General features: G+C 66.9%; 20 protein-coding genes and 1 riboswitch. Of the genes, 8 read left to right on the top strand and 12 right to left on the bottom strand.

The window, feature by feature from the left end; all coding sequences use genetic code 11:
- The first annotated feature begins 16 nt into the window (after positions 1-16).
- On the top strand, positions 17-469 hold the full coding sequence (locus VMT65_RS15775) for a DUF350 domain-containing protein (RefSeq protein WP_326308945.1): 453 nt from the start codon (positions 17-19) through the stop codon (positions 467-469).
- Here VMT65_RS15775 and VMT65_RS15780 read toward each other — a convergent pair.
- From VMT65_RS15780 to VMT65_RS15805, 6 genes are all read right to left on the bottom strand, one after another.
- Positions 466-1,047, bottom strand: coding sequence for a dihydrofolate reductase family protein (locus tag VMT65_RS15780; protein WP_326308946.1), 582 nt, complete (start codon positions 1,045-1,047; stop codon positions 466-468). The two genes, VMT65_RS15775 and VMT65_RS15780, sit on opposite strands and share 4 nt — an antisense overlap.
- Before the next feature lie 117 nt (positions 1,048-1,164).
- Positions 1,165-2,022 carry a bifunctional DNA-formamidopyrimidine glycosylase/DNA-(apurinic or apyrimidinic site) lyase gene (mutM, locus tag VMT65_RS15785; RefSeq protein ID WP_326308947.1) on the bottom strand — a complete coding sequence of 286 codons (858 nt, stop codon included), beginning with the start codon at positions 2,020-2,022 and terminating at the stop codon, positions 1,165-1,167.
- Complete coding sequence (gene rnc / locus VMT65_RS15790; protein ID WP_326308948.1) at positions 2,023-2,790, bottom strand: ribonuclease III; 768 nt, start codon at positions 2,788-2,790, stop codon at positions 2,023-2,025.
- A gap of 16 nt (positions 2,791-2,806) precedes the next feature.
- Complete coding sequence (rpmF, locus tag VMT65_RS15795) at positions 2,807-2,989, bottom strand: 50S ribosomal protein L32 (protein WP_120737450.1); 183 nt, start codon at positions 2,987-2,989, stop codon at positions 2,807-2,809.
- A gap of 2 nt (positions 2,990-2,991) precedes the next feature.
- Complete coding sequence (locus VMT65_RS15800) at positions 2,992-3,681, bottom strand: YceD family protein (RefSeq protein WP_326308949.1); 690 nt, start codon at positions 3,679-3,681, stop codon at positions 2,992-2,994.
- A 106-nt stretch (positions 3,682-3,787) separates the two neighbouring features.
- Entirely contained in the window at positions 3,788-4,534 is a 747-nt protein-coding gene (locus VMT65_RS15805; RefSeq protein WP_326308950.1) for a DivIVA domain-containing protein, read from the bottom strand.
- 268 nt (positions 4,535-4,802) lie between these two features.
- On the opposite strand from VMT65_RS15805, the gene VMT65_RS15810 reads away from it, so the two are divergent.
- A complete protein-coding gene (locus tag VMT65_RS15810) occupies positions 4,803-5,318 on the top strand; it encodes a GtrA family protein (protein ID WP_326308951.1) in 516 nt (171 codons plus the stop codon).
- A 265-nt stretch (positions 5,319-5,583) separates the two neighbouring features.
- Positions 5,584-6,627: a hypothetical protein gene (locus VMT65_RS15815; protein WP_326308952.1), complete on the top strand. Its 1,044-nt coding sequence runs from the start codon at positions 5,584-5,586 to the stop codon at positions 6,625-6,627.
- A gap of 114 nt (positions 6,628-6,741) precedes the next feature.
- Here VMT65_RS15815 and coaD read toward each other — a convergent pair whose 3' ends face one another.
- Positions 6,742-7,227, bottom strand: a complete 486-nt coding sequence (coaD, locus tag VMT65_RS15820) for a pantetheine-phosphate adenylyltransferase (protein WP_326308953.1) — start codon at positions 7,225-7,227, stop codon at positions 6,742-6,744.
- A 244-nt stretch (positions 7,228-7,471) separates the two neighbouring features.
- Here coaD and VMT65_RS15825 point away from each other — a divergent pair, with 244 nt between their 5' ends.
- A complete protein-coding gene (locus VMT65_RS15825; protein ID WP_326308954.1) occupies positions 7,472-8,635 on the top strand; it encodes an alkaline phosphatase family protein in 1,164 nt (387 codons plus the stop codon).
- 65 nt (positions 8,636-8,700) lie between these two features.
- On the opposite strand, the gene rsmD is transcribed toward VMT65_RS15825, so the two are convergent.
- Together rsmD and VMT65_RS15835 are read right to left on the bottom strand one after the other, a co-directional pair.
- Positions 8,701-9,258: a 16S rRNA (guanine(966)-N(2))-methyltransferase RsmD gene (rsmD, locus tag VMT65_RS15830; protein ID WP_326308955.1), complete on the bottom strand. Its 558-nt coding sequence runs from the start codon at positions 9,256-9,258 to the stop codon at positions 8,701-8,703.
- A complete protein-coding gene (locus VMT65_RS15835) occupies positions 9,255-12,659 on the bottom strand; it encodes a pyruvate carboxylase (protein WP_326308956.1) in 3,405 nt (1,134 codons plus the stop codon). The genes rsmD and VMT65_RS15835 overlap by 4 nt, the downstream gene beginning before the upstream one ends.
- A gap of 333 nt (positions 12,660-12,992) precedes the next feature.
- Here VMT65_RS15835 and VMT65_RS15840 point away from each other — a divergent pair, with 333 nt between their 5' ends.
- The 4 genes from VMT65_RS15840 to VMT65_RS15855 all read left to right on the top strand — a co-directional run bounded on the left by VMT65_RS15840 (position 12,993) and on the right by VMT65_RS15855 (position 18,195).
- A complete protein-coding gene (locus VMT65_RS15840) occupies positions 12,993-14,192 on the top strand; it encodes a DUF7373 family lipoprotein (protein WP_326308957.1) in 1,200 nt (399 codons plus the stop codon).
- Between the two features lie 5 nt (positions 14,193-14,197).
- Positions 14,198-15,448, top strand: coding sequence for a DUF7373 family lipoprotein (locus VMT65_RS15845; RefSeq protein ID WP_326308958.1), 1,251 nt, complete (start codon positions 14,198-14,200; stop codon positions 15,446-15,448).
- 110 nt (positions 15,449-15,558) lie between these two features.
- The gene (locus VMT65_RS15850) at positions 15,559-16,629 is read left to right on the top strand and encodes a DUF7373 family lipoprotein (RefSeq protein WP_326308959.1); all 1,071 of its coding nucleotides are present in this window, start codon (positions 15,559-15,561) and stop codon (positions 16,627-16,629) included.
- 75 nt (positions 16,630-16,704) lie between these two features.
- Complete coding sequence (locus tag VMT65_RS15855) at positions 16,705-18,195, top strand: serine/threonine-protein kinase (RefSeq protein ID WP_326308960.1); 1,491 nt, start codon at positions 16,705-16,707, stop codon at positions 18,193-18,195.
- Here the strand turns inward: VMT65_RS15855 and VMT65_RS38455 are convergent.
- The 3 genes from VMT65_RS38455 to VMT65_RS15860 are packed head-to-tail and all read right to left on the bottom strand — an operon-like array spanning position 18,192 to position 19,802.
- Entirely contained in the window at positions 18,192-18,449 is a 258-nt protein-coding gene (locus tag VMT65_RS38455; RefSeq protein ID WP_442790227.1) for a DUF6879 family protein, read from the bottom strand. The two genes, VMT65_RS15855 and VMT65_RS38455, sit on opposite strands and share 4 nt — an antisense overlap.
- The gene (locus tag VMT65_RS38460) at positions 18,433-18,570 is read right to left on the bottom strand and encodes a DUF6879 family protein (protein ID WP_442790228.1); all 138 of its coding nucleotides are present in this window, start codon (positions 18,568-18,570) and stop codon (positions 18,433-18,435) included. Before VMT65_RS38460 ends, VMT65_RS38455 begins: the two co-directional genes overlap by 17 nt.
- Positions 18,571-18,593: 23 nt before the next feature.
- Entirely contained in the window at positions 18,594-19,802 is a 1,209-nt protein-coding gene (locus VMT65_RS15860) for a helix-turn-helix transcriptional regulator (protein WP_326309196.1), read from the bottom strand.
- A 322-nt stretch (positions 19,803-20,124) separates the two neighbouring features.
- Positions 20,125-20,327, top strand: a riboswitch (cobalamin riboswitch).
- The last annotated feature ends 82 nt before the right edge of the window (positions 20,328-20,409 follow it).

Below are 20,409 nucleotides of genomic sequence, written 5' to 3' on the forward strand. Positions count from 1 at the left end.
ACCCGGAGGAGCACCGATGACCACCGCACTCGCGCTCGAAGCAGGGTATTGGCATTCCCTCGGCCGCGGCGTAGGCGCGATCGTGCTCTACGCGCTGCTCGGCCTGGTGCTCCTGCTCATCGGCTTCCAGGTCGTGGACTGGACCACGCCCGGCCCGCTGCGCTCGATGGTGGCGCGGGGGCTGCCCAATGCCGTGGTCATCAGTGCCGCCGCCATGCTCAGCACGGCGTTCATCGTGGTGCTGGCCATCTACGCGCAGGCGGGCAAGCTGGCCGAGGGCCTGATCGCCACCGCCGTCTACGGACTGGTCGGCATTGCCGCCCAGGTGATCGCCGTCCGCGCGGTCGAATTCGTCCTGGGCATCAATATCGGTGCGGTGCTGAAAAACCCGGAGTTCAGCATCGAATCCGTGGTGGTCTCGGCCGGGCACCTGGCCATCGGACTGGTCGTGGCGGTGGCGATCCTCTAGCGGATGCGGCCGTATTTGATGAAGGCGACGCCGTCTTCGAAGATGCGGCTGGTGATCACCCGGAACCGGGAGGGTTCGGGGAGGTGGGCGCCCGAGCCGAAGAGCGGTCGCCCGTGCCCGAGGACGATCGGGTAGAGCTTGAGGAAGACCTGGTCGATCTCGGGCATGAGGGTCTGGGCGAGCTCGCCGCCGCCGCACAGCCAGATGCCGAGTCCCTTCTCGCGCTTGAGTTCTCGCACCCGCTCCAGCGCGTTCTCGGAGATCAATTCCACATCGGGGGCGGGATTCTCCGGCAGCGTGGTGGACACCACGAACTGGCGCAGGTGCGCGTACGGGCTGGAAGTGCCGGTGCGGACGCCGAAGTCGTGGGTCTTGCGCCCCATGATCACGGTGTCGAAGTTCTGGCAGGGTTTGTCGACGCCGAGCACCTGACGAACCTTGGTCGGGAGGGTCTCCGGATACTGCGCGATGATCGCGGGCCCGTGGTCACCCCCGACCGGGAAGAAGTCGACCGAACCGTCATCGGTGGCGATGAATCCGTCGATGGTGGCCGCGACGTAGTAAGTCAGTTTGCGCATCTGTTTCCTCCAGGCGACACAACGCATGCCGCTACTGAAAAGGTAGCGCCTGAGTGCCGCCGATAGGGAGGGTCGATCACGACCGATTGGCCGGAAATCGAAGAAAACCTGCTGGTCTCAGCCGCGCGGGCGGGGCTGACAACGCGGGCAGGAGAAAGACGAACGGTTCATGAACTTCTCCCGCCGCATGATCGCGCCGCAGCGCCGGCAGGGCTCGTCCTCGCGTCCGTAGGCATTGAGCGAGCGCTCGAAGTAGCCGGACTCGCCGTTGACGTTCACGTAGAGCGCGTCGAAGGAGGTCCCACCGACCCGCAAGGCCTCGCCCATGACGTTCTGGGTCTCCACGAGCAGGTTGTGCAGCGCGGGCCGGGTCAGCTTGGCCCCGGGCCGCTCACCGTGAATCTTGGCCCGCCACAAGGCTTCGTCGGCATAGATATTGCCGACGCCCGACACCACGGTCTGATCGAGCAATAGCCGTTTGATCTCGGAGTGCTTGCCGCGCAACGTCTTCACGACGGCGTCGGCGTCGAAGAGCGGGTCGAGGGGGTCGCGCGCGATGTGCGCGGCGGCCTCGGGCACCCAGGTCCCGTCCACCTCGACCAGATCCGAGAGCATCCAGCCGCCGAACGTGCGCTGATCCACGAACCGCAGCTCGTTGCCGTCGTCGAGGGCCGCCACGATGTGCGCGTGCTTCTCCAGCGGCGCGGTCGCGGGCTGCACCAGCATCTGCCCGGACATGCCGAGATGCACGACGAGAGAGGTATCGGGCTCATCGAAGGTGAGCCACAGGAATTTGCCCCGCCGCTGCACGCCCTCGACGCGCAGTCCGGCCAAGCGGGCCGCGAGATCGTCCCCGCCGAGCTCGTGGCGGCGCACCGAACGGGGATGCTTGACGGTCACCCGGTCGAGGACGCGGCCCACCACATGCTCGGCGAGCCCGCGCCGGACGACTTCGACCTCGGGAAGTTCGGGCATCTAGCTCTTCGAGCCGTCCGAACCCTCGGGCGCGTTCTCGGCGTGCAACGCCTTGTAGGCCGCGCCCGCGGCCTTCTGCTCCGCTTCCTTCTTGGAGCGGCCCACCCCCTGGCCGTAACCCTTCCCGCCGATCACCGCGGTGGCGGTGAACTCCTTGTCGTGGTCGGGTCCGGTGGAGGTGATCTCGTAACTGGGCACGCCGATGCCGCGCTCGGCGGTCAGCTCCTGCAGGCTGGTCTTCCAGTCGAGCCCGGCCCCCATGCGGGGACCGCGCTCGAGCAGTTCGGCGAACAGCCGCAGCACGACGGTGCGTGCCACATCGATGCCGTGCTGCAGATGCACCGCACCGAGCAGCGATTCCATGCCGTCGGCCAGGATGCTCGGCTTGTCCCGGCCGCCGGTGAGCTCCTCGCCCTTACCGAGCAGGAGATGGCGGCCGAGACCGCCCTCACCGAGACCGCGGGCGACTTCGGCCAGCGCGTGCATGTTGACCACGCTCGCGCGCAGCTTCGCCAGTTCGCCCTCGGACTTGTCCGGGTGCTCCAGGTACAGGCGCTCGGTAATGCTCAGGCCGAGCACCGAATCGCCGAGAAACTCCAGGCGCTCGTTGGTCGGCAGGCCACCGTTCTCGTAGGCGTACGACCGGTGCGTCAGCGCTAGGCGCAAAAGCTCCGGTTGTACGTCCACGCCGAGAGCCTCGAGCAGGCTGGCATGGTCTGCTGCATCACCTACGGCGGGAATATCCGCCGCATCCTTGCTGGCGGTCACGGTCGCTGAACGCGAATCAGATCGCGGAGGTGACCTGACGGCCCTTGTAGGTGCCGCAGGACGGGCACGCGATGTGCGGCAGGGTCTTCTGGCCGCAGGCGCGGTTCGGGCAGGTGATCAGGGTCGGCGCGGTGGCCTTCCACTGGCTGCGACGCGCGTGGGTGTTGGCACGGGACATCCGGCGCTTCGGAACGGCCACGACTAGCTCTCCTCTGTCTTCTTACTCACGGCACCGTTGTGCGCCGCGAGGGTGGAATCGGTTGATGGGTCCGACACCGCATCTGCCCCGGAGGAAACAGTGTCGGCGTCGGTGGACTCAGCGTTGAACTTGGCGAGTCCGGCCCAGCGAGGGTCAAGTATCTCATGACCATGGTCCGAACCTGCAATCGCCATCCTGACCCCGCATTCCGGGCACAAACCGGCGCAATCCGGCTCGCACAGCGGCTGCAGCGGGAGCTCCAGACCGACGGCGTCGATGATCACCGGTTCCAGATCGAGCATGTCGTCGATCAGGCGGTGGATCTCGTCTTCCTCGGTGGTCTGCTCGGTGGCGCTGTCCGGGTAGGCGAACAGCTCGGTGAGCTGCAGCTGGATCTCGTCGGTGAACGGTTCCAGGCAGCGTGAGCATTCACCCTCGATGGGTGCGTCGACCGTTCCCGTCACCAGCACGCCCTCGGAGACCGACTGCAGGGTGAGATCCAACTCGACCTGCGCGCCGACCGGAATCCCGACCATTTCCAGGCCGATTCGTTCCTCGGTGGTGACGGTGCGATGCAACTGCTTCATCGAGCCGGGCTTGCGTCCCAGACTGCGCGTATCCAGCACGAAGCCACCGTCTTTCGGCGTCTGCTGACGTCGAGGACGCGACTCGGAACCGGAATCGGCGGACATTTCGGGGACTTCACCTCGTGCTCGGTGCGGAATGGGCAACCACACAACAATACCGAAAGCCCCGCACGCGGCCCAAACCGGACGGTGCGGGGCTTTCGGCGGGAACTCAGCGGCGGAATTCGGCGGCGTAGTCCGGGACGGACGTACCAGAACGGACCTGGTGCCGGCCGCGGCCGACGATGCGCAGGGTGTTGGAGAGGGTCTCCTCGAAGTCGGCGAGCTTGCCGTCGACGTAGTCGTCGCATTCCTGACGCAGACGGTCGGCGTCGGCCTGGGCGGTGTCGATGAGGCGGGCGGATTCGGCATGGGCGGCGCGGACCACCTCGGTCGCCGACACCAGGCGTTCCTGTTCGGCCTTGCCCTCGGCGACCGAGCGGTCGTAGGAGGCCTGACCGGCGTCGGCCAGCCGGTCGGCCTCGACGCGGGCGCGGCTGGTGAGGGCGTCGTATTCCTTCTGACCGTCGGCGACGGTGCGCTCGGCCTCCTCCTCGGCCGCGGCGACGAGGCGCTCGGCGTGGGCGCGGGCCTCGGCGACCATGCGGTCGGCGTGCGCCTTCGCGTCGGCGAGGATGCGGTCGGCCTCGTCGCGGGCGGAGGTAACCGTGTGGTGCGCTTGCTCATTCGCGGTCCGGATGGTGGTGTCGGCGCCGGTGCGGGCGTCGGTGACGATCTTGTCGCGGTGATCGAGCACGTCCTGGGCGTCGTCGAGCTCGCCGGGCAGGGCCTCGCGGACGTCGTCGAGCAGTTCGAGGACCTCACCGCGCGGCACGATGCAGTTGCGGGTCGGCGGGATGCCGCGGGCCTCTTCGATGATGGCCACCAGTTCGTCGAGCGCTTCGAATACCCGGTACATGCGTTACCCCACTCTCCTGCCAGGACTCACGGCGAGACTCTCCGCTTCCGCCAGTCTGCCAATCTCCGCGCTGTCAACAAGGTCCGACACGGCGTGTCGCGGGTTTTCCGAAACATGGACTGTCTCACAGACCACAAAAACAAGTGGAGGGAGCCACTCCACTTCGTGTTACCTTTGTTAGGCAAGCAGGTGTCGGCCGGTGACCCTCACCCGGGAAACTTCTCGGCGAGAGCAGGCCGACACCACCGTGTTCGGATGGGGAAAGACAATGGCTGTCCACGAGATCCCGGATCGGGCCACCATGCCCGTGCCCGGGCTGGTGAGCACCTATGCCTACGGCACGCAGACCCTCTATGCGGAGTGGGCCCGGTGGCTGGGGCGACTCGGCGTCTGGCTGCGCGGCGAAAAGGCCCTCCCCCAGCTGATTCGGTTCGCTCTGGTCGGCGGTCTCAGCAATGTCGGCTACATCCTGCTGTTCCTGGCGCTCTACGGCGGCGGCCCGCAGCTGGCCAACCTGGCCGGATCGATCGTCAGCACCGCCCTGGCCAATGAGATGCACCGTCGCCTCACCTTCCACGCCACCGACCGAGTCCGCTGGTACACAGCGCAATTGGAGGGCGGCGCGCTGGCCCTGGCGGGTCTTGCCATCACCTCCGGCGGCCTGGCCATCCTCGAGGTGACCGCGCCCGGCCTCGGCGACATCTCCGAAGCCCTTGCCGTGCTGGCCATTACCGCCGCCGTCGGCACCATGCGCTTCCTCACCCTCCGCCTCTGGGTCTTCTGACCCGTACCCCGGAACCCCGCACCGCGCCGCAACCCGGCACGCCGTGCGGGGTTTCGTCGTTTCCGGACGCGAGTGGAACCCCGATCGCCTCCCCATCGTCCAAGTAAGCATCCGATCGACGAGAGGGGTTCGACATGAACCGTTGGCGCGGATGCCTTGGCGGACGCCGAGATTCGGCCACACCCCGGCCGCAACACCCACCGGCACGAGTGTGCGAGTCGTGCGTCCGACACCGACCGATCCGCCCGCCGCGCAAGGAGGGCCGATGAGCGCGCCCACGGCGGGCGACCGGTCCGTAACCCGGCCGGGCACGAAGGACGCCGAGGCGGGCCGGACGAGGCGCGGAAGGCAGTGCGCGGCACGGGAATCGCGACGGGCGCTGCTCGAGGGGTGCGGCGCTCCGCGGTACACCGACCACGGCGGTCCGGCTTCGGAGCGCCGGTGGGGTCGCGGGCAGGCGGTCGAGAGCACGGTCGGGCGGCGGGAGCGGCATCGGCGGATGATCGCGGCGGTGGTGGCGGAGATGGCGGTGGGGACCGTGGTGAGCCATCAGTCGGCGGCGGTGTTGTACGGGACCACGCTGTGGCATGTGCCCTTGGAGCGGGTGTGTGTCACGCGCAATCGGCGCGGGGGTGGGCGGATCAGGCCGTTCGCGAAAATTCATGGCTCGCCGGTGGATTCGGTCGTCGAACTGGACGGCCTGCTGGTCACCACTCCGGCGCGGACGGTGGTGGATCTGGCGTTGGCGCTGCCGTTCGAGGCGGCCGTGGTGGCGGGCGACGCGCTGGTGGGAGCGTTCGGCCTCACCGCGGACCAGCTCGCCGAGGAACTGGCGCGGGCCAAGGGGCGCTACGGGATCAATCAGGCGAAAGAGGTGCTCGCCGTGCTCGACGGGCGCAGTCGAAGCATTGGTGAATCCCTGAGCCGCACCATGATTCACCGCCACGGCCTGCCACTCCCCAGCTCGCAGGGCAATGTCCTCACCCCCGACGGCCGCTTCGTGACCCGCGTCGACTTCTATTACGAATCCGCCGGTCTCCTCTGCGCATTCGACGGCCCCACCGAATACGGCCGCCTCCTGCGCCCCGGCCAAGACCCCGCGGCCCTCGCCCACCGCGAACGCGCCCGCGAAACCTACCTGCGCACTCTCGGTTTCGAGATCATCCGCTGGACCTGGGACGACCTGGTCCGAGGCACCCCCGCCCGCCGCCTCCGCACAGCCCTGACCACCCACCGCCGCCCACCCGACGGCCGAATCGAACCCGCCCCAATACCGGCCCCGCGCCAACTGCCCATCCGCACCCTATGACCCAGCCCCACCCTCGTCATCCCGGCATGCTTTTGGCCGGGATCCAGGCACGACGGGTACCCGCTGGAGCGTAAGGGGTTGTGTTCCAGCGGGTTCGCCGTCAGCGGGGCGCTGTCAGTTCTTGCGTTCGGCGATGCGGGCGAGGAGGCGTTTGTGGACGGATGGGGGCAGGAGGTCGGAGATGTCGCCGCCGTAGGAGGCGACCTCCTTGACCAGGGAGCTGGAGACGTAGCTGTAGGCGGGGTTGGTGGCGATGAAGTAGGTGTCGACGCCCGCGATCTTGCGGTTCATCTGGGCCATCTGGAGTTCGTAGCTGAAGTCGTTGACATCGCGCACGCCCTTGACCATGGCGGTCAGCCCCTGCTGTTTGGCGAAGTCGACGGTCAGGCCGCGCCAGGACTCCACCCGGACATTGGGTAGATGGGCGGTCACCTCGCGAATCAGCTCCATGCGCTCCTCGACGGTGAACATGCCCTGCTTGTTGGGGTTCACCACGACCGTCACGACCACCTCGTCGAATTGCTCGGCGGCGCGCGCGATCACATCGATATGTCCATTGGTCACCGGATCGAACGACCCGGGGATCAGTGCTCCAGCCATGGCCGAACGCTACCGCACCGCCCGAGCATCACCGTCACCCACCTGAATCGGACATTTCAGTCATGCCTGGTCGGCTATGGTTTTGCAACCCAGAAGCTGGCCTTCCCCCGTTCGCATACTGTTCGGTTTGCTCCCGTTGAACGTTTCCTGCGCGGATTGCGAAGCTGCATCGGCAATTTCGCTCGATGAGGAAGTAGTACAACGCATGGCAAGGGCAACGTTGGGTCGGAAGATCGCAGTCACCGTGGCTGCGACCGTGAGCGCGTTCAGCGGCCTGGTGGGCGCGAACGCGTCCGCCGATCCGGGGAACGGCCAGGGAGCGGCTCCCGAGCACATTTTCTACGTGATGATGGAGAACCAGGGCGACGACGACATTCTCGGCAATACCGCCGACGCCCCCTTCATCAACAAGCTGACGAGCGAATACGGCGTCTCCACGGGCTTCCACGGCGTGACCCACCCGTCACTGCCGAACTACCTGTCCATGTTCTCGGGCGACTTCCAGGGCATCTGGGACGACTGCAAGGCCGGGGCCGACTCCAAGTGCGCCCCCGAGGAATTCGTCTCCGACGCCGGTGACGGCACCTCCGGCGCGTCGCTGACCCCCGAGCAGGTCGCCTCCGCGACGAACATGCCGCACATGTTCGCGGGCAAGAACCTGGTGGACCAACTCGAGGCCAAGGGCAAGTCCTGGAAGGCCTATATGGGCGCGATGCCGCAGGCCGGGTACCAGGGCGAATACGCGCCGGGCGTGGTGAACGGCACCCTGGTCAAGCTGTACGCGCAGAAGCACAACCCGTTCATGTACTTCTCGGACGTGAACTCCCCCGGCAATGCCCGGCTGCAGAAGGTCGTGCCGCTGGAGAACAACTTCGACGCCGACCTGAAGAGCGGCAATGTGCCCGCCTTCACCTGGATCAGCCCCGACCAGTGCTCGGACATGCACGGCCTGTCGCACGCGGCCGCGACGCTGATCAACAAGCCGGCCTGCGAGGAACCGGCTTCCGGTGTGGCGCACGGCCCGATCAAGCTCGGTGACGACTACCTGAAGGACACCGTCACCAAGATCATGGACTCGGACACCTGGAAGAAGACCCGCTCCAGCATCGTCGTCGCCTGGGACGAGAACGACTACTCCGGCTTCTCCGGCGGCCCGGGCAGCCCGGTCGGCAAGAACGGCGTGGTCCTCGGCGGTGGCGACGCGCCGCTGCTGGTGATCAACTCCGACAAGGTGCACAAGGAGAAGGGCGAGCACGGCAAGCCCGAACCGCACCACAAGACCTCGACCGACGTCACCGATCACTACTCGGTGCTCTCGGCCATCGAGCAGCTGTGGGATCTGGGCTGCCTGGCCAACACCTGCCAGCACAAGGCCCCGGAGTCGCTGCGGGACCTGTTCGAGAACTGAGGTTTTCGACGCGTCGCAAGCGATGCCCGCCGTGCGATGGCACGGCGGGCATCGCCGCGTTGGTATCAGCCCTCGAATTCGGCCAAGTCGATGCGGGTTTCGCCGTAATCGCGCGACTTCAGGTGCGAATAGCCCTTGGGCCACGTGATTTCGGGCGATCGGGTGGAGCGTTCGACCACGATCAAGGCGTCCTCGTGCAGCCACCCGTTCTCGGCGAGGGCGCGCAGATCGGCTTCCACGTCGGCGACTTCGAGCGCGTAGGGCGGGTCGGAGAACACCAGGTCGTAGCGCTCCGGCGGGGTGCCGGTGAGCACGCTGGTGACGCTGTTCTGGCGTAGTTCGGCCCCCGGCAGACCGAGGTCGCCGATATTGCCGCGAATGATCGCGGCGGCCTTGCGGTCGGATTCGACCAGCAGGGCGTGGGACGCGCCGCGCGACAACGCTTCCAGCGCCAGCGCGCCCGAGCCCGCATAGAGATCCAGGACGTGCAGTCCGTCGAAGTCCATGCGCGCGTGCAGCAGCGAGAACAGCGCCTCGCGCACCCGATCCGAGGTCGGACGGGTGCCCGCCGGGGGCACGCGTAGTCGGCGTCCCCCGGCGGTACCTGCCACGATGCGGGTCATTCGGCCGCGGCCTCGTTGAGGTTGACCTCGACGAGCAGATCGCCACCCTCGACCTGCTGCACCTTGGCGATGGCCACGCGGCGCACCGTTCCGGCGCGCGGTGCGGTGATGGCCGCCTCCATCTTCATGGCCTCGATGGTGCCGATGGTGTCGCCCGCGGACACCGAATCGCCTTCGGAGACAGCGAGGGTCACCACACCGGCGAACGGTGCCGCGATGTGCCCGGCATTGGTCTTGTCGGCCTTCTCCGCGGCCGGGATCTCGCTGGCGATGGACCGGTCACGCACCGTGATCGGGCGCAGCTGCCCGTTGAGGATGCACATGACCGTGCGCATGCCGCGCTCGTCGGGCTCGGAGATGGCTTCCAGGCCGATGAGCAGGGTGACGCCCTTGTCCAGCTGGACGCGGTGTTCCTCGTCGTGGCGCAGGCCGTAGAAGAACTGGTTGGCCGAGAGCCCGGTGGTGTCGCCGAACTTCTCACGGTGCGCGAGGAATTCGGCGGTCGGGCCGGGGAACAGCAGCCGGTTCAACGTCGCCCGGCGTTCGTCGGAGGTGCCGTTCAAACCGGCCTCGTCGGCGGCGGTCAGCTGGGTCTCCGGCTTGGCCGGTCCGCGTCCGGCCAGCGCCCGGCTGCGGAACGGTTCGGGCCAGCCGCCCGCCGGGGTGCCGAGTTCGCCACGCAGGAAGCCGATCACGGAGTCCGGAATGTCGTAGCGGCCGGGGTCATTGGCGAAGTCCTCGACGTCGACGCCGCTGCCGACCAGCGCCAGGGCCAGGTCGCCGACCACTTTCGAGGACGGGGTGACCTTCACCAGACGGCCCAGCAGTCGGTCCGCCGCCGCATATTTGGCCTCGACCTGCTCGAACTGATCGCCGAGCCCCAGCGCGATGGCCTGCTGCCGCAGGTTCGACAGCTGACCGCCCGGGATCTCGTGGTGGTACACGCGCCCGGTCGGCCCCGGCAGCCCGGATTCGAACGGCGCGTACACCTTTCGCAGCGCCTCCCAGTACGGCTCGAGGTCGCACACGTGCTGCAGGTTCAGCCCGGTGTCGTAGGGCGAATTCGCCGCCGCCGCGACAATGGCGGACAGGGCGGGCTGAGAGGTGGTGCCCGCCATGGGGGCCGACGCGCCGTCGACGGCGTCGGCCCCGGCCTGCCAGGCGGCGAGATAGGTGGCCAGCTGGCCGCCCGGGGTGTCGTGGGTGTGCACGTGCACGGGCAGGTCGAACTCCCGGCGCAGCGCGCTGACCAGCGTGTGCGCGGCCGGTGCGCGGAGCAGTCCGGCCATGTCCTTGATGCCGATGACGTGCGCCCCCGCGTCGACGATCTCCTCGGCCAGCTTGAGGTAGTAGTCGAGGGTGTAGAGGTTCTCGTTCGGGTTGGACAGGTCGCCGGTGTAGGACAGCGCGACTTCGGCCAGGGCCGTACCGGTTTCACGCACGGCGTCGATGGCCGGTCGCATCTGGTCGACATTGTTGAGCGCGTCGAAGATGCGGAAGATGTCGATGCCGGTGGCGGTGGCCTCGGAAACGAAAGCGCGCGTGACCTTTTCGGGGTACGGGGTGTAGCCGACGGTATTGCGGCCGCGCAACAGCATCTGCAAGTTGATATTCGGAATCGCCTCGCGCAGCGCGGCGAGCCGCTCCCACGGGTCCTCGTAGAGGAAACGCAGCGCCACGTCGTAGGTCGCGCCGCCCCAGCATTCGATCGACAGCAGCTCCGGCGTCAACCGCGCCACGTGCCCGGCCACATCGAGCAGGCCGTTGGTGCGCACGCGGGTCGCCAGCAGCGACTGGTGCGCGTCACGGAAGGTGGTGTCGGTGACCGCGACGCCCTCGCGGTCGCGCAGCCACCGCGCGAACCCTTCCGGCCCCAGCTCGAGCAGCTTCTGCCGGGTGCCGGGCGGCGGCGGGACGGTCAGATCCAGGGCGGGCAGCTTGTCGTGCGGGTACACCTTGGTCGGCCGCGTGCCGTGCGGCTTGTTCACGGTGACGTCGGCGAGATACTGCAGGATCTTGGTGCCGCGGTCGGCCGAGCTCTTCAGTGTGAGCAGCTGCGGCCGCTCGTCGATGAACGAGGTGGTGACCTTGCCCGCGCGGAAGTCCGGATCGTCGAGCACCGCGAGCAGGAACGGGATATTGGTCGTCACGCCGCGAATGCGGAATTCGGCGACCGCGCGCCGGGCGCGAGCCACCGCGGTGGCGAAATCACGTCCGCGGCAGGTCAGCTTGACCAGCATGGAATCGAAGTAGGCCCCGACCTCCGCGCCGACATTCGCGCCGCCGTCCAGGCGCACGCCCGCGCCGCCGGGCGAGCGGTAGCCGGTGATGCGGCCGGTGTCGGGCCGGAAGCCATTGGCCGGATCCTCGGTGGTGATGCGGCACTGCAGCGCCGCGCCGCGAATCCGAATGGCGTCCTGGCTCAGTCCGAGATCCGCGAGGCTCTCCCCCGCCGCGATGCGCAGCTGCGACTGCACCAGATCGACATCGGTGATCTCCTCGGTCACCGTGTGCTCCACCTGGATTCGCGGATTCATCTCGATGAACACGTGATTGCCGCGCTCGTCGAGCAGGAATTCCACGGTGCCCGCGCAGGAATAGCCGATCTCGCGGGCGAAGGCCACAGCATCGGCGCAAATGCGTTCGCGCAGTGCGGGGTCCAGATTCGGCGCGGGCGCGAGCTCGATCACCTTCTGGTGGCGGCGCTGCAGCGAGCAGTCGCGCTCGAACAGGTGAATCACATTGCCCTGCTGGTCGGCGAGGATCTGCACCTCGATGTGGCGGGGATTGACCACCGCCTGCTCCAGGAACACCGTCGCGTCACCGAAGGCGGATTCGGCCTCGCGGGCGGCGGCCTCGATGGACTCGCGCAGCTGGGCCGGGTCCGACACCCGCCGCATACCGCGCCCGCCGCCACCGGCGACGGCCTTGACGAACAGCGGGAACTCCATACTCTCCGCGGCCGCCATGAGCACGTCCACATCGGCGGACGGTTCGCTCGAGCGCAGCACGGGCAGTCCGGCGGCCTTGGCGGCCGCGATCGCGCGGGCCTTGTTGCCGGTCAGCTCGAGCACGTGCGCGGACGGGCCGATGAAGGTGATGCCCTCCCGCGCGCAGGCGGCGGCCAGGTCCGGGTTCTCCGACAGGAAGCCGTAGCCGGGGTAGATGGCATCCGCGCCCGCGGTCTTGGCGGCCTTGATGATCTCCTCGATCGACAGGTACGCCCGCACCGGGTGGCCGGGCTCGCCGATCTGGTAGGCCTCGTCGGCCTTGAGCCGGTGCACGGAATTGCGGTCCTCGTACGGAAAGACCGCCACGGTTCCGATGCCGAGTTCGTAGGCCGCGCGGAAGGCGCGAATGGCGATCTCGCCGCGGTTGGCGACCAAGACTTTGGAGAACATGCGTAGAAGGTACCTGCCCGTGGATACGGTTCGGGCACCGAAGTCCCGTTCGGTGCAATCTTCACAGTCCCGGCGCGGCGGCTGCGAATTTGTGTTAATCACCGTGATACATGCCTGCCGGTGCGGCGTGCGGGGCTCCGACCACGGAATTCGCCGACTTGCTAAGCAGACCGGCCGAACGGCCCACCGGGCGCGGGGCGCGCGCTCGAGACGTGCCCGCGTCCGGATCGCCGCGAGATCGTGTCCGAGACCACAGCGGCGACCGCGTGCTCGATTCGGAAACTGCGCGAGAAGTGTTGAGCGGCGGTAAAATCCGGCGCGAGGAGGGGGACGTTGAGAGTTTTCGCGTCGCGCGCGTCGGCGATGGCGGTCATCGCGCTCGTGCTCGCCGCCGTGTCCGCCTGCGCCACCACCGTGTCCGGCACGGCCGTGCGCGTGACCACCGATCCGGCGAGTCTGCAGGTCGGCAACTATCAGACGGTGCCGCGGGTGGTGGGAAACGCCAAGACCGAGAAGCAATCCCGGGTGCGCGAGTCGCAGCGGCTCTCCGATTACGTGGCGCTGCCCTTCGAGGCGGACACCGACTACACCTACGAGTGCTCCAACGACGTGCGACCGCACCTGGTGACCAATCACAAGGGCCTGGGCGACATCCTCATCAACGACACCTTCGACGATGTGGCGCACGATCTGCGCGGGGGCTGGGTCGATACCTGGTGCACCGGTTCGGACAACGACGAGAAGCACCGCAAGCTCAGCATCGCGGTGCTCGAACTGCCCGATGCCGGGCGCGCCACCGCGGTGGGGCCGACGCTCGAAAACGACGACTTCACCTACAACACCGACAATCGGCCGCTGACCCTGCCGAAATACCCCGACAGCAAGGCGCATTGGCGGCCGAGCGTGGCGTCCATCGGCTCGTGGACCGTGCACGATCGCTACGTCGTCTTCATCAAGATCGTCGACGAGCTCGCCGCCGCACCGGATTCCGCGGATCTGATCGCGCGCACCGAGCGCATGCTGGACGTGGCATTGCCGCTGCTGGACAAGTTCACGCCCACGCCCGCCGACAAGTTCGCGCACGTGCCGCTGGATCCGGACGGCATTCTCGGGCGCACGCTGCCCACCAATCCCCAAGAGCCGCTGCGGCCGGACCCCGACGGCGTCTACACCGGTCGCGGCGCGCTGCAGAGCCTGGACAGCAGTGACCTGGACTTCCTCACCATCGGCGATGTCGATCTGGTCGGGTACGGCGACGCGCTGGTGTTCCACAGCCGGACCGGCGCGGCGGCGAAGGCGTTGTGGGACAAGTGGAATCCGGCCACCGACCAGCCGGATACGCATCGCACCATCGACCCGCCGCCCGGTTTTCCGGGCGATATCGGCTGCTTCGCGGATCTGGTGAACGGGCAGGTGGTGTTCAACCAGTGCACCTTCCACGTGGACCGGTACAACGTGCAGGTGGGGGCGGGCAATGTGTCGGTGCTATACCAGAAGACCGCGGCCCAGTACGTGCTGGTGACGAGCAGGTGAGGCCGATGCGTCGAATTCTCCGATCACGCAGGTGGCGAATCGGTCTGCCGGTGCTCGTCGTGGTGATCGTGGTGCTGGCGGGCGGTATCGCGATGGCGACCTCCACGGTGCCGGGGCATCCGCTGCCTGGGATGACCGCGCCCGACTGGTCGAAACTGTCCGTGGGGCCCTATCCGTCGGCCCCGACCGATTACAAACCGCTCTACAGCGGTGCGAGCGACGTATACGAGATCGAATCGCGGCGGATGCTCGGCTATCTGGTGAGCCCGGACGAAATCGATCCGGACGTCACGTATTTGGGCGGGGCCCGAACGGTGGACGACTCGGACAGCAATTTCGGTGATGACGCGGGTCTGCTCGCCGAGCCGTTCCCCAAGAGCTGGCAGCCGATCGTTCAGCGGAATCGGTTGATCGCGGGCGCCTACATCTGGCGCAACAACAACAGTGTTCGTGCCCGCAAGCACATCACGCTCGCCATCATGCGATTCCCGTCCGAGCAGGCCGCGCAGGCGGCGGTGGACGGTTTCGCCGACGCCATGGCCGCGCCCGGGCTGCATGCGCTGCCGATCGACGGGCTCGCGGCGCGCGCCTCCTCGGTCTCGGATGACAAGGGACAGATCTTCGCGGCGCACGGCGTGTACGCGATTGTCGGGCACGCGGTGATGCCGAAGGCGGATCCGATCGCGTTGGCCGATCGGTTGACGGCCATGCTGCGGGCGCAGCTGGCGAAGATGTCGGAGTTGAAACCGACTCCGCTGGAGGATATTCCGGATCTGCCGACCGATCCGGGCGGCATCATGCGGATGACGCTGCCGAACAAGTACGACTCCTCCGATGCCGATCTGTTCGGGTTCCGGCAGGGCGGGGTCTACAGTGCCGACGGTGCCGTGCATTTCGAACGCGACGGTGCGGCGGCCCGCAAGGCGTTCGCGGCGGCCGGGGTGGATCTGGTCGCCCGCAATGGCGCGACCGTGTATCGCACCCGGGATCTGGCCGCGGCCTTCGGATTACAGGCGGCGTTGACCACACCGGGCCGTGACGACGACGAGTTCCCGAACCCGCCCGGGCTCACCGACGTGCACTGCGTTCAGCTCGATGAGCCCGAGCCGGTGCGGCAGGCGACGTATCTGTGCGCGGTGGTCTACGGACGCTATGTCGCGGTGATCGGGGCGCAGGCGGAATTCAGTGGCGCGGAGCCCGGGTCGTTCCCGCAGCGGGTGGCGGCGCAGTATTCGATGCTGGCCAAGAGCGGGTAGCGGCCATGAAGGGTTTGTGTCGAATTCTGGTGTCGGCCTTGGCTATCGCGCTGACGGCATGCGGTTCCGATCATGGGCCGCCGGTCTCGCCCGCGTCGAAGGTGCCGGTTGTGGATGTCTCCCAACTGGATCCGGGCAACTATCCGGTGGTGCCGCGGCAGATCGCCAATAGGACTGCCGATATCACGGTGGGTGATCTGATCCAGGAGTCGATTCGGATCGCCGAGCACATGCCGTTGCCGGTCGAGGTCGACGACCGGTTGATCTACGGGCAAGGCGGGCACGCGATCACGGCCGACTACCCGCCGATGGGTGTCGACGATTTCAACGATCGCGCGCCGGGGTTGATCGCGGGTTGGGAGACCGGTGGGCGGCATCGGTCGGATTACTCGCTCGGGCTGAGCGTCGATCTGACGGTGATGCGGTTCACCACGTCCGCGCAGGCGTCGGCGGCCGTGGATTTCCTGGTGGGAGATCACGATCCGCAGTATCCGGACCGGGGGCCGGTGACGGTGGCGGGGTATCCGGGTGCGAAGTCCGTGCTCACCTACTCGGAGTCGGTGAAAACCCTGTTCGCGCAGGACAATTACGTGTACTGGCTGTTCACGAGCGATGACCTGACCGTTCCGGAAGGGCCGGGACTGCTGCTCGACACGACGCGGAAGGTGCTCGACCACACGGTCGATTCGATGAAGGGGTTCCAACCCACGCCGGTCGACAAGCTCGCGGGTCTGGCGACCGATCCCGACGAGTTGTTGGGCCGCACCCTGCCCGCGGGCAAGGGGCAGATCTGGGCCACCGAGGGGCTGTATCCGCCCCATGCCGCGCTCGGTGTCGACGATCGCCCGGCCGCCACCAAGCGCGCATTCGACGAGGCCGGAGTGGATGTGGTGGCGCACGCTCTGAGCGGGCTGTACCGGGCCAAGGACGCGGCGGCGGCGCAGCATCTCACCGGGGCGTTCATCGACCAGCTGACCGATCGGTACAAGCCGATCGATCCGCCGCCCGGGCTGCCCACCGCGCGCTGCCTGCAGACCCGCGACGATGACGCCGTCGGGGCGAGATTCGTCTGCTATCTGCCCTACGAGCGGTATCTGGCCGAGGTGTCCGCCGACCAGTCTCAGGATCTGCGGCAACGGGTTTCGGCGCAGTACGAGTTGCTCGCCTACGGGCATATCTGACGCCGGGCCGGGTGCGGCCGACATTGCTACATTCGAGAAGAGTCGGGTATCCGGCAGTACCGAGGAGGAACTTTCATGCCGTTGCGGCCCGGCACGATCGTGGGCGGCCACCGGGTGATTCGGGTGCTCGGCAGCGGCGGGATGGGCACCGTGTATCTGGTGCAGGACCCGATGTTTCCCCGTCGGCTCGACGCCCTGAAGGTGCTCAGCGCCGATCTCTCGCACGACGAGGTGTATCGCGCGCGCTTCGAGCGGGAGGCGAATCTCGCTGCGGAGCTGGATCATCCGAATATCGTGACCGTCTACGCGCGCGGCGAGGAGGACGGGCACCTGTGGATCGCCATGCAGTACGTGCCCGGCACCGACGCCGCCGTCGAGTTGAAGCGCTATCCCGACGGCATGGATCCGCCGCGCGCGCTGCGGATCATCACCGAGGTCGGCAAGGCCCTCGACTACGCGCATCGGCGCGGACTCCTGCACCGCGACGTGAAGCCCGCCAACTTCCTGCTCTCGCGCGGCGAGGAGGACCGCGCCGAGGATGAGGAGCGGGTGCTGCTCACCGATTTCGGTGTGGCCAAATCGATTTCGGACGGCAAGGAGCTGACCGCCACCGACAGCCTGATGGCCACGGTCGCCTACGCCGCCCCCGAACGCCTGGCGGCCGAGCCGCTGGATCATCGCGGGGATATCTACAGTCTCGGCTGCGCGTTCGTGAAGCTGCTCACCGGGCGCACTCCGTTCCCGATGGATTCGCTGGCACAGGCCATGCTCGGCCACCTCCAGGAGCCGCCACCGCCGCTGAGCACCCTGCGGCCCGGACTCCCACCCGCCCTGGATGCGGTGATCGCCAAGGCCCTGGCCAAGGACCCGGCCCGGCGCTACGCCACCTGCCGCGAATTCACCCGCGACGCCGAACTGGCCCTCCACGGCCAACAACCGCTCGCGCCACCGATCGAAGAGCAGCCCACCGAGCGCATCGACCACCCCACCACCCGCCGCGTCAAACGCCTACGCCTGGCCCTGATAGTCACCACAATCCTTGCCCTGCTGGGCCTTTCGGGCACCGCGATCTACCTCGCCGTAGACCGCAACACCACCGGCGACACCACGATCGTCACCACCCCCCACACCGACTCCCTGGCCCAGGTCCGCTCCGCCCACCCCACCTTCCAAAGCAAAACCATCGGCGTCTACAACTTCGCCGACAACTCCGTCACCGCCGACCTCGACACCAGCCCCCAAGCAAAGTTCCTCCAGGACATCGGCTTCCGCTACGCCACCGACCTCCGCGCCAAACCCGACGAAACCTCCCCCCAACGCCCCTACTCCCTCTCCGACGTCTCCGTCCCCGACGTAGACGTCATCATCGTCGTCCGCACCGACAAACAAGCCGCCAACGGCGGCCTCCGAGGCCTCCCCACCCCCTTCCTCTCCTCCACCCTCACCCACGCCAAACTCGTCATAGTCGACGACCCCCAATCCACCCAAGCCTTCCAATCCTGGACCCCCACCTCCCCCGACACCCTCATCCAGCGAGTAATCCCCGCAATAGCCAAAGTCCTCTAGAACGGGCACCCTTTCGCAGCTTCATAGTCACGGTGTGGAATGGCCAGTGGCCAGACTGCCTCGAACGCCGTGCGGCACAGCCGAATATCTTGCGGGTTGGTCGAAGTCACTTTGGCGGTCCCAGTGCCGTTACCCGCGTAGTGCAGGAAGACCACTAGACGATCATCGAACAGATAGAAATCGGTGCCCGGCACAACGATTGACGACACCAATCGATGTGGCACCCATCGAATAACCTCACCCGCATCGACCATCGGGCCAGCGATGCTTTTCGACCGCCGTCCCGTAGGCGTCTCGCATCTCCAAATGGAGAGCTTCGCGCTCGAATACGGTTAGCAGCCGCTCGAACTCATCATCGTCGATCGCCGCCACCATCTACCTCGCGACCACTTTCGTTGTCACGCGGCATGAACGTCCACAGCACAACCCAACTCAGCTACCGAAGCGTTGCCGGGGTACCGCTTGGCCATGGCCTGATACAGCTCCCCCATGTATCCGACCAGCCTTGATCCCGGCGTCTTCCTCCCGGTCTCCACTACCCGCAACGCCAACGACGCTGCCTTCTCCGGTTCGCCGATACCGGCATACGACCAAGCCAACTCGGCCACGTACCAGGTAGCCCACTCCGACTCCAACGTCTTCCGGTCGAACCCCTGTAGCCCGTGCTCCAAGGCGTCAATAGCCTTGGCCCATTGCCGGGCGTGCCGGTACGCCATACCGCGTTGCATGCGAATGAACGAATCCGAGTAGAAGTACTGGGCGTCGGGCTTGTCCGGGTCACCCAACAGGATCAAATCCGTTGCGGTATCCAGCTTGGATTCCATCCCGTCCATGTCGCCTTCCATGCCTAGGCCGCGTGCTTCCTGCTGCACCGCGAGAGCCAGAACGGTACGGGAAAGGTTCCGCGGATTCCGTTGCGCTGCTTGAGATAATCCGATTGATGCGCTGGTGTCTCCTGCCATCCACGCCACATGCCCACGCATAGCGAGGGTGGTTGAAACCATGTCGGCATTGCCTGCTTCCTCCGCCAGCTCGAGCGCTTCTCGGTAATGGTGGATAGCGGCGTCATGCCGACCGAGTGAGGCGTTGAGCCAGCCGTGGAACTGTGTCCATCCTGCGGCAGCATCCACCAGCGGCTTGCGGGCTTTCGACGTGGCTTCACGAGCCAAAGCTGTAGCGATCTTGGAATGACGAACGGTCACCGGGAGCACGAGCTTGGACCCAATTTCGTCCTCTAGGCGTCTGGTGTCGGCTAGGACGGCTTGCAGGTCGCCTGCTAGCTTTTGGTCCGCGTAGCGACGATTCTGCAGCGCCTCGTGCGGGGTGAACGGGTCCGGCCCGGACAATGATTCGTACAACGCGCACAAGATGCCACCAGCATTCAACGCCGCATCCAGGCGGGTAACGATATCGGCTGGTGGCTTGCGTTTCCCATTCTCGAACCGTGACAGCGCAGACGGGTCGTAAAGGACTTGCTTCCCCAGTTGGCGAACAGACATGCCCTGCTGTTCCCGCAACCGCCGGAGTTCTGTCCCGAATACGGTCCAATCCCCAACTGTCACAACCCTTCCGGTTCCCTTCTCGACCTGTGTTGCACTTGTCACCATCGGTTCGGGCAGCAATCAAGCGAGCCGCTAACGGCGGCTGGATGCTCGCACCTCGCGGAGTACCCCCTTACGGGTGGGTACTGGCGAACCCGGCTGGCGAGATCGCGGCGGAAGGGCCGTTGCCGGAAGTAGAAGCCGAGATCGACGCACAAGGACTCTAGGGCGGGATTTGGCCGGGGGTAAGGGGTCATCGAGTGGCACATCCTGGAGGGGGTTTGTCCGGATTCGCCTCCAGGATGTGCCACTCGGTGGGTGCCGCGGTGGGGATATGCTGGCGATGCATTCGGTTCGCTGCGGCAGGGTGGGGTTGTGACCTCGACTTGTCGTGGGCGTCGAAATCGGTTCTCTCGGAAGAGGGGATCGGTGAGAGGGAACCCGGTGGGAATCCGGGACTGTCCCGCAGCGGTATGCAGGAACGAACGCCGTCATGAGCACTGGGCGAGTACGTCTGGGAAGCGATGGTCAGTAGGGGGCCGGGAGGCTGGGCCTGCGAGTCCGAATACCTGCCGAGTGTGTCGGGTACGCCGTATCCGGCGGTCGGCGCCTCGTGGATTGGGTGGACGGGCCGGTGGCTTCGGCGTGCCGTGGGGACACGGGGCCGGGGTCG

The sequence above is a fragment of the Nocardia sp. CDC153 genome (assembly GCF_035818515.1).
Classification (GTDB): domain Bacteria; phylum Actinomycetota; class Actinomycetes; order Mycobacteriales; family Mycobacteriaceae; genus Nocardia.

Coding starts and splice junctions, on each gene's coding strand:
- rsmD (WP_326308955.1), bottom strand. CDS start 9,258: ATGACCCGCATCGTGGCAGGTACCGCCGGGGGACGCCGACTACGCGTG.
- VMT65_RS15855 (WP_326308960.1), top strand. CDS start 16,705: ATGCCGTTGCGGCCCGGCACGATCGTGGGCGGCCACCGGGTGATTCGG.
- VMT65_RS15780 (WP_326308946.1), bottom strand. CDS start 1,047: ATGCGCAAACTGACTTACTACGTCGCGGCCACCATCGACGGATTCATC.
- VMT65_RS15800 (WP_326308949.1), bottom strand. CDS start 3,681: ATGTCCGCCGATTCCGGTTCCGAGTCGCGTCCTCGACGTCAGCAGACG.
- VMT65_RS15845 (WP_326308958.1), top strand. CDS start 14,198: ATGCGTCGAATTCTCCGATCACGCAGGTGGCGAATCGGTCTGCCGGTG.
- coaD (WP_326308953.1), bottom strand. CDS start 7,227: ATGGCTGGAGCACTGATCCCCGGGTCGTTCGATCCGGTGACCAATGGA.
- VMT65_RS38455 (WP_442790227.1), bottom strand. CDS start 18,449: ATGGTCGATGCGGGTGAGGTTATTCGATGGGTGCCACATCGATTGGTG.
- VMT65_RS15805 (WP_326308950.1), bottom strand. CDS start 4,534: ATGTACCGGGTATTCGAAGCGCTCGACGAACTGGTGGCCATCATCGAA.
- VMT65_RS15775 (WP_326308945.1), top strand. CDS start 17: ATGACCACCGCACTCGCGCTCGAAGCAGGGTATTGGCATTCCCTCGGC.
- VMT65_RS15835 (WP_326308956.1), bottom strand. CDS start 12,659: ATGTTCTCCAAAGTCTTGGTCGCCAACCGCGGCGAGATCGCCATTCGC.
- mutM (WP_326308947.1), bottom strand. CDS start 2,022: ATGCCCGAACTTCCCGAGGTCGAAGTCGTCCGGCGCGGGCTCGCCGAG.
- VMT65_RS38460 (WP_442790228.1), bottom strand. CDS start 18,570: ATGGTGGCGGCGATCGACGATGATGAGTTCGAGCGGCTGCTAACCGTA.
- VMT65_RS15810 (WP_326308951.1), top strand. CDS start 4,803: ATGGCTGTCCACGAGATCCCGGATCGGGCCACCATGCCCGTGCCCGGG.
- VMT65_RS15815 (WP_326308952.1), top strand. CDS start 5,584: ATGAGCGCGCCCACGGCGGGCGACCGGTCCGTAACCCGGCCGGGCACG.
- VMT65_RS15860 (WP_326309196.1), bottom strand. CDS start 19,802: ATGGTGACAAGTGCAACACAGGTCGAGAAGGGAACCGGAAGGGTTGTG.